This is a genomic window from Streptomyces pallidus (ex Mingjun et al. 2026) (genome assembly GCF_051550185.1).
In the GTDB taxonomy this organism is placed as follows: Bacteria; Actinomycetota; Actinomycetes; order Streptomycetales; family Streptomycetaceae; genus Streptomyces.
In genome coordinates, this window is sequence record NZ_CP196181.1 from 4,205,001 (window position 1) to 4,207,500 (window position 2,500).

Sequence of the window (2,500 nt, forward strand, 5' to 3'; positions counted from 1 at the left end):
CCGTAAGGCGATGTATACGGACTGACGCCTGCCCGGTGCTGGAACGTTAAGGGGACCGGTTAGTGACCTTTCGGGGTTGCGAAGCTGAGAACTTAAGCGCCAGTAAACGGCGGTGGTAACTATAACCATCCTAAGGTAGCGAAATTCCTTGTCGGGTAAGTTCCGACCTGCACGAATGGCGTAACGACTTCTCGACTGTCTCAACCATAGGCCCGGTGAAATTGCACTACGAGTAAAGATGCTCGTTTCGCGCAGCAGGACGGAAAGACCCCGGGACCTTTACTACAGTTTGATATTGGTGTTCGGTTCGGCTTGTGTAGGATAGGTGGGAGACTTTGAAGCAGCCACGCCAGTGGTTGTGGAGTCGCCGTTGAAATACCACTCTGGTCGTGCTGGATGTCTAACCTCGGTCCGTGATCCGGATCAGGGACAGTGTCTGATGGGTAGTTTAACTGGGGCGGTTGCCTCCCAAAGGGTAACGGAGGCGCCCAAAGGTTCCCTCAGCCTGGTTGGCAATCAGGTGTTGAGTGTAAGTGCACAAGGGAGCTTGACTGTGAGACCGACGGGTCGAGCAGGGACGAAAGTCGGGACTAGTGATCCGGCGGTGGCTTGTGGAAGCGCCGTCGCTCAACGGATAAAAGGTACCCCGGGGATAACAGGCTGATCTTCCCCAAGAGTCCATATCGACGGGATGGTTTGGCACCTCGATGTCGGCTCGTCGCATCCTGGGGCTGGAGTCGGTCCCAAGGGTTGGGCTGTTCGCCCATTAAAGCGGTACGCGAGCTGGGTTTAGAACGTCGTGAGACAGTTCGGTCCCTATCCGCTGTGCGCGTAGGAATATTGAGAAGGGCTGTCCCTAGTACGAGAGGACCGGGACGGACGAACCTCTGGTGTGCCAGTTGTCCTGCCAAGGGCATGGCTGGTTGGCTACGTTCGGGAGGGATAACCGCTGAAAGCATCTAAGCGGGAAGCCTGCTTCAAGATGAGTATTCCCACCTCCTTGAGAGGGTAAGGCTCCCAGTAGACGACTGGGTTGATAGGCCAGATGTGGAAGCCCGGTAACGGGTGGAGCTGACTGGTACTAATAGGCCGAGGGCTTGTCCTCAGTTGCTCGCGTCCACTGTGTTAGTTCTGAAGCAACGAACTCGCCATGCCGGCTTGAGTTCAACTTCATAGTGTTTCGGTGGTCATAGCGTTAGGGAAACGCCCGGTTACATTCCGAACCCGGAAGCTAAGCCTTTCAGCGCCGATGGTACTGCAGGGGGGACCCTGTGGGAGAGTAGGACGCCGCCGAACAATCATTGCGGGAAGCCCCGCACCAGCCCGTCAAGGGCTCGGTGCGGGGCTTTTCTGCGTTTACCGGCAGACCAGGGGCCCGGTCGGTATCCTGGCGGCGTTCCCCGGAGGAGTCGATGACAGCACAGCACGTGGAAGACGGCGGTCCGCTCATCCCCCAGCCGGCCATGACGCGGGAAGCGTTGCGGGACGCCGTACGGCGGATCGACATGGCGAGCCTCGTCGTGCTCGACCGGGAGTGCAACGAGGCCTTCGACCGGGCGGCCGAAACGGGAGCGATCAACCCCCTGCGGTTCTTCCTCATCAAGTGGGCCACCCACGTCGCGATCCACCGTTGGCCGGCGCGTGCAGCGGCCCTCCGTGAAGCAGAGCGCATCGCGGGCGACCCGGCCTCCACGGAGCAGGAGTTCCAGGCCGCGATGGCGGCCAGCAGCCGCATCCTCGCCGAGGCGCAGCAGGAAATCGGTCTGTGAGCCCGCGGGGCGAAGGCGTCGAGAGCGACAACGGGTGGGCGTGGGAGTGCGACCCCAGCCGGGTGTGGGTCCTGGGGGACATGCCGTCGGCGCAGCAGGGACTCGTGGGCGCCGTCATGGACGGTCTGGTGGACCTGGCGTCCATGGGCATCGACCCCAAGGACGGCAGCCTGTACGAGGACCCGAACCCGATGCGGCTGCGTACGTACGAGGACGAGCACCTGATGCTCTGGTACCAGACCATCCCGCACCGCAGCCGCGTCTACCTCAAGCGCGTCAACCTCTGACCGACCGAGGCCGAGCCCGGGTGGCCGCCGCGGCTCGCGCGACCAGTCCGCCGTCTGGGAAGGGGACACCTCGCCCTGGTCTACGGGCCCGCTGATCCGCGAGGCCCGTGGTCCGCTGGACGCGTCGCCGTGGTCGTCTGCACGGACCAGTCAGCCGATCGACGAGGGAGGCTCGGGTGCCCGAGCCCCGGACGGAGACGGATGCCGGCGCGCTGTCGCGCCGGTTCCCACCAACGAGCCCGAGCTCCTGGAGCTGATAGGCGGCGGCCTTGCGCTGGCCGAGGACAGCCCGGTGACCTGGGCCGTCGACCTGAACGCCGGCGGGCGCCCTGCTGACCAGCCATGGTCAGTCGCTGCTCTACATTCCTGGCCGAGCCGTCCACCGCCCCGGCCGTGGCTACCGCGGAGACGGCAAGGCCGTCGTGAAACGGCGCCCACGTCATT

At 63.3% G+C, this 2,500-nt stretch carries 2 protein-coding genes and 2 rRNA genes (1 of these 4 running past the window's edge); all 4 read left to right on the forward strand.

All coding sequences use genetic code 11. The features are described from left to right. Window positions 1-1,105: ribosomal RNA gene (locus ACSHWO_RS18540) — 23S ribosomal RNA — on the forward strand; it begins 2,011 nt to the left of the window's first position. A 74-nt stretch (window positions 1,106-1,179) separates the two neighbouring features. Further along, window positions 1,180-1,296: ribosomal RNA gene (rrf, locus tag ACSHWO_RS18545) — 5S ribosomal RNA — on the forward strand. Window positions 1,297-1,412: 116 nt separating this feature from the next. Beyond that, window positions 1,413-1,769 carry a hypothetical protein gene (locus tag ACSHWO_RS18550; RefSeq protein ID WP_385850016.1) on the forward strand — a complete coding sequence of 119 codons (357 nt, stop codon included), beginning with the start codon at window positions 1,413-1,415 and terminating at the stop codon, window positions 1,767-1,769. After that, a complete protein-coding gene (locus ACSHWO_RS18555; protein WP_361102474.1) occupies window positions 1,766-2,056 on the forward strand; it encodes a hypothetical protein in 291 nt (96 codons plus the stop codon). The genes ACSHWO_RS18550 and ACSHWO_RS18555 overlap by 4 nt, the downstream gene beginning before the upstream one ends. The last annotated feature ends 444 nt before the right edge of the window (window positions 2,057-2,500 follow it).

Excerpts from the sequence above, each read along its gene's own strand:
- ACSHWO_RS18550 (WP_385850016.1), top strand. The coding sequence starts at position 1,413 with ATGACAGCACAGCACGTGGAAGACGGCGGTCCGCTCATCCCCCAGCCG.